Annotated in this window: 1 protein-coding gene; it reads right to left on the bottom strand. The window is 43.0% G+C overall.

Annotation, left to right across the window (positions count from 1 at the left end; genetic code table 11):
• The coding region (locus ACP45E_RS20235) for an Ig-like domain-containing protein (RefSeq protein ID WP_198927770.1) at nucleotides 1-5849 on the bottom strand (5849 nt) is incomplete at both ends.

A 5849-nucleotide genomic window follows, 5' to 3' on the forward strand; every position in this document is an offset into this window, starting at 1 on the left:
GGATGGTATCACCACCACCATTTCTGCTGACAAGGTAATCATTACCCGATTTATATTCACCATAAAACAGATCTTGTCCTGTAGACGCGTCTACCTTCTCATTAGCGATCTCAAAAGCACCTTTATCAAATTCACCTGTCTGGAACTGCTCAGTTGTTATACCCCATGTTTTAAACCCTGAGTAATCAGGAACTGGATCACCCAGTGCAATCGAAATAGTTGGCGCATCGGCTTCGGGGGTGACATCTACAGTCAAAGTATGTTTTTCTGAAGACTGTCCGTTTTTACTCACGACAAAATCAAATGAAGCATAGTCTTGTTTTTGATCCCCAGAGCCTGAAGAATCAAAATCAGAATTACCAGACTCATGTAAATCAGGAATGAAACGAACGCTACCAGATTCGATTTCTGTTGCCTCAATAACCTGACCTTCATCGACTCTAGTCCAAACACCGCCAGACGTTTGAATTTCTAATGTTCCATCAGCAGGTAACGACTCAATAGTGACATTGACAGAACTATCTGTAATGCCAAAGTCGCTCAGTGTTAATTGAGCAGAACTATCTTCGGTAATGTCAATCGCATTACTTTCAGCATCAGGTACAGGTACAATGCTCGGAACCTCAAGCACAGTAACATTGATGGTTTGTGAATCTACAGCATCTGATGTTTCAAATTCAGTACCTTCAAAGCTCTTATCCGTTTCAGAAGAGATGACTGCTATTTCAACAGGATAATTTCCTGGTTCATCTATTTTAATTTGAAGATCAGTTAGGTTAGACCAGGTTGAAATATCAGCCGTACCATTCACCCCCACGGTAATTGGTGCGTCAACTCCGTTAACGACAATCGTGCCCTCTGGTAAGCCTTTTAACATAACCTGCAGTGTCTCTGATGTATCTATGTCATTTAAGCCTACGGAAATATCACTCAAGTTAATAAAGGTATCTTCATAGCCATAGTTATCAACCGTGACTAGCTTAATATTATCAAGTAAAACACCGTAAGTGTCTGTTTGACTGGACTCAAACACTAATGTGTATTGACCATCATCTGGGGTTTGGAATGTAACACGTTCATCTGACCATTGCTCATCCTGAGAAGTGTAGTTGAACACTTCTGTACGCACACCAGATTCGTTGACTAAGAACAAGGTTGCTGGTGACGAGCCAACAACACGAGCAGCGATGTCAAATGAAATTGAATAAAAAGCGCCACTCTTCGCGTCAAATTCGGTCGAAAGTGTATTGTCTTGACGACCACCTTCTACTTCAAACACTTGATTTTCGTTATTTCCACCTACTAGGTAGACATTTTCTCTACCTACTTCACCTTGGCCCGAATCTTCATCGGTTAGCCAAGTACCAACCACATCCCCCTGACTTAGCTCTTCAGAGCTGACATTTCCTCGCCAAGGTTTATTCCCAAGATCGACGTGTTCAAAATCGGTGAATGAAATAACGGTTGGCTCAGCAATCGTTAGAATCGGTGCATCAGTAGCAGGCGCAACGGTAACGTTTATCGTTTGAGCTTGCTCGATCAAATTGCTATTTGAATCTAGTCCTTGGACCTCTAAGCTAAAGTCTACATCACTATCTTCTGCAGGCTTAACGCTTACCTTAGTTGTCGAATCCACCTCAAAAACCGCTTTATTGTCCGCAATGTTTACCTTTTGACCATCGACATAAAGCTCAGCACCAAGTGGGATATCACTCACTTCTATCTGAGTTATCGAACTCGTTAACGGAACGTCGATGTCGAGTTGAATGAGCGAATCTTCAGAGCCAATAGAATCTGATAAAACGTTCAAATCAGCCACCGGAATAACATTAACGACTGTGGTAGCAATGTTTGACTCTTGCCCGAGAGAGTCCGTCACTTGGATTTCGATTTGTCTTTGAGTCGTATTTGGATCATCACTAGAGTTACTAAATTGTGTACTTTCTAAGATAGATTCAAAATCAGCAGCAGAAACACCGAGAGGATCGTCTGCGACAATCAAGTAGACCAACGTGCTTCCAATGGTTTGCGGAGTTACCGTAAACCCTTGAGTTTCCGGAATAACAATACCATCACCGACTTGCTTGTTGGTTAACGTAATCGTCATGGACTTCACCGTATCTTTATCGTCAAAGATATCAGCCGTTTCAGCAGCAATACCAACGCTACCTTGCCCCTCAGTAAAGGTGGTTTCATAGCCGGTAGACTGGTTTATTTCTGTGATCTTAATGACTAAATCATCGAAATCGTTATCTTCTCTTTCTTGACGTTGGTCATCAAAGCTTAAGACTACATTACCATCGTCATCCAACGATGTTCTTAGCTGGCTATCTTCTTCGCGCCCAGTAAAGACATGAGTCGTCTTAAGCTCACCATCAACGATCAGTTTTCCTTCTGCGTTGATTTCCAACTTATTCGCACCGTTAACGATGTTTGCACCGTTTGGAATTAGGAAGTAATCAACATTATCTAAAGAAGTGAGAGTCCCTAAGTTCGGATCATTGACATCATTAGCATTGTCAATTAGGACATGAAGTTCTTGAGTTTGAGACAATTCGTTATAAACATAGTAACCAAACACATTGTTATAACCCGCATTCTCACTAACGAATTCGAGTTTATATTCAGACCCATCAAGATCAATCGTTGGTTTTTCATTGTCGAAAATCGTCGCAGTTCCTGCAATGGAATCACTTTGAGTCAGCGTTTTAGCAAATAGTAAAAACTGTTCGTTATCATCACTAAAATCATCGTTAACCGTGTTCACGACGACATCAAACGATTGTACATCCCCCGGAATTTCTAACTGGAAGCGGCCATTAATGACATCAATTGTCTTTTCTGTATCACCGTACTTGATCGTAACGCTACTCGTGTCAAAGTCTTCTGGAGACGTCGCGCTTGCGTTACCAAATCGCAAACTGACAACTGTATCCGTGTCACTTTGGTTCGATAGCTCAACCGTGAAAGTACCTGCTTTTCCTTCTTCAATCCTGACGTCAGAAACACTCTCAACAGTTGGACGGTCATCGTCTGCTGGTTGGTCACCACCTGGATCAACGCTACCATCATCAACAATGTTGGTCGAACCTTTAGCTGTTGCTATTTCGGTATCACCTGTTTTACCTGATACCAGTAATTCAAATTGCTCAGGACCTTCATAAAGTGAATCTTGCTGCGTACCTACTTCTACAAATACTGCGGTTACAAATGGAGGTACGGTAGTTTTACCACCTTCTACTAACAACGGAATCTTAACGTCATTACCATCTAGGTAGTATGCTGTGATAGTGCCGTTTAAATCATCGGCTTCAGCGGTATTTTCTTCGCCGTCAACGCTCGTTGAAAGAGTAAGCTCAGTGGACTGGTCTGATGGTACAGAGAGATTGACCTGAAATGTTGCGGCTGATCCTTCCGATACATCACCTTGGCTAACAACGGATAACGTCGGAATATCCATGTTTTCAATGGTGCCTGTCGCAGAGGCACCATCTTCACCGCCAATGCGTAAAGAGTAAGTCTCATCGAGTTCGTGTACACCGTCTTTCTGTGTCGGAATCAGAACTGTAAAGTCTTTAACACCAATGGGAATCGCGATCTCATTGCTATTGGCATCGTAAGTAACGCCATTAGTAAAGACAAGATCCAACAGGTCAACATCTGAATCGTTTGCGGTATCAGTACCTAGCCCAAACTCAATGTCTAAGCGTGTTTCTACCAATACCCCAGAATCTAAGTTCACTTTGAACGCCATATCTGTACCTTCAGGAACAGATTCAGACAACAACGAGACGGAATCAACTACCGCCGGAATCGGTGCTGGGTTAACAATCACATTTACCGTTGCACTATCGTATCCACCGTTATCGTCAGTAATTTGGTATTCAAACGTCGTGGTTCCAACGAAGTCATCATCTAAATCAAAGTAAACCACGCCATTTTCAATACGAGCTTCGCCTTCGGTTTCTCCATAAACATAGGTAATGCGTAGGCTATCACCCTCAGGGTCAGTATCGTTGTTTAGTAGTTCTGATGCTGGAATCTCGAGTATGCCGCCTTGATTAACCGCGTACGCGCCTTCACTTGATGCTTTAAAGCCTGTCAAGAAGTAGTCAGAAGAGTCATCACCTCGGGCCGGTGTATTAACAAAGTCGATAGATTCAAAGACTATACTGTCGAACGCTACACCTTCTAAGTCGCCTGCGTCATAGCTATAGGTACCTTTATTGCTACCTTCATTTGCTACAAACGTATCACTCGCGACTGCTACACCATCTAAGTAAGCAACCCATTTCCCTTGTTCATGGTTATCTGAACCACCTTCGCCTTTATACAGGTTTGATGTTGTGAAACTGAATTCTGTAACGGGTTTATCTAGATTAATAATAAACTGCTCAGACTCTCCGTCTTCGCGGTTAAATTGAATTTGCGATGCAATACCACCGTTTTCATGGCCGCTAACACCACGTTTAATTCCGCTGTCTGTGATGTCTCTGTCTTCGGTTTGATAACGCGCAGAAATAGCGGCACCTTCACCCAATGAGCCATCATCAGTACTCCATGAGCCATCATTATTAAATGAACCAAGGCTAACGCTGAATTCAACAGGGTCATTAGTCGCGATAGGTGCACTACTTGGTGTGCCAATAGTGACTGTAGATTCGTCGCTAAAGTTACCATCGGAATCTACAGCGCGGTAGTCAAAAGTATCCGTCGCTTCTGTTTCTATATAACGAAGTTCCCAGTTGCCATTTCCATCTGTACCTAAATCGACCTTAGTGATTTCTGCGCCTTCAGGCAATGTAAAGCCGTCTGAAGGGATGGTAATTTCATGGAATAAGTTCGTATCACCGGCTGTTGATTTCTGGTAGCTGAATGTTTCACTACTTTCTGCATCATCAATAGTGTAAAAAACCGTAATCTGGACACTCGATTCATCCTTAGTGTTTAGGTTTTCATCAAACCAACCACCGAGGCCATCTAAACCAAGAGTAACGCTATCAGCTGGGCGATCATCAAAGGTGATAGAGATGGTTTCGTTGCTTTGAATACCACCATCGTTTTTGGCGCCAATTCCGTAGCCAACATGATCAGCGTTTGGATCGCCGAGATATTGCACGAGCGGACCATTTGAAGAGCTAATGGTAACTTTATCGCCATTTTCTAGAGTAAGTAGACGTTCATTTGCTTTGTCAGTTGCTTCCCCCCAGTTAAGGAACTCAGTGCTATTCGCCTCTTGCTCGCCTAGTTGAGCATCTTTAACCCCTAACACAAACCCTTCGGAGTCAGCATTAGGTTCATATTGAATTAGGTTTGGATCAAACTGTGTATACTCAGTGTCACCTTCACCGCTATATAGATCGGCTTCTGTGATTTGAATATTGTTATACCAAAGCGTTCCGTGATCAGGTAATTCAGTAATGACCACTTGGACATTCGCTTGGCTATCGGCATCATCTTCGGTATCGGAGATATGATCAGTGCCTTCCCCTTCAATAGATCCCGTCCCTGTATCAAACTGAACAAAGGTTCTTCCCGATGGGTCAACTTGCGCGGTAAAATCTTCCGCTTCTGGTGGGTTGTCTGTTGCATCGGTGATAACGCCAGTAGCCGTTGATACTGTATTTCCAACAACTAACTCACTAGTGGTTGATGCAGTAAGGCCTACAACTTCGTTGGACTCATAGCTGTCATCATCAAGCACTTTAACAAAGACTTGTGTTGACGTTTCACCAGCTTTGACAATTAAATCCGACGGTTCCGCTTCTTTAAATCCGCCATTCCCATCTGATACATAAAATACTTCGTCGGCATAGTCTATTCCAGCCGATGCATCCGCTGTCGTTGAA

Source organism: Vibrio genomosp. F10 str. 9ZD137 (genome assembly GCF_049974785.1).
GTDB lineage: Bacteria > Pseudomonadota > Gammaproteobacteria > Enterobacterales > Vibrionaceae > Vibrio.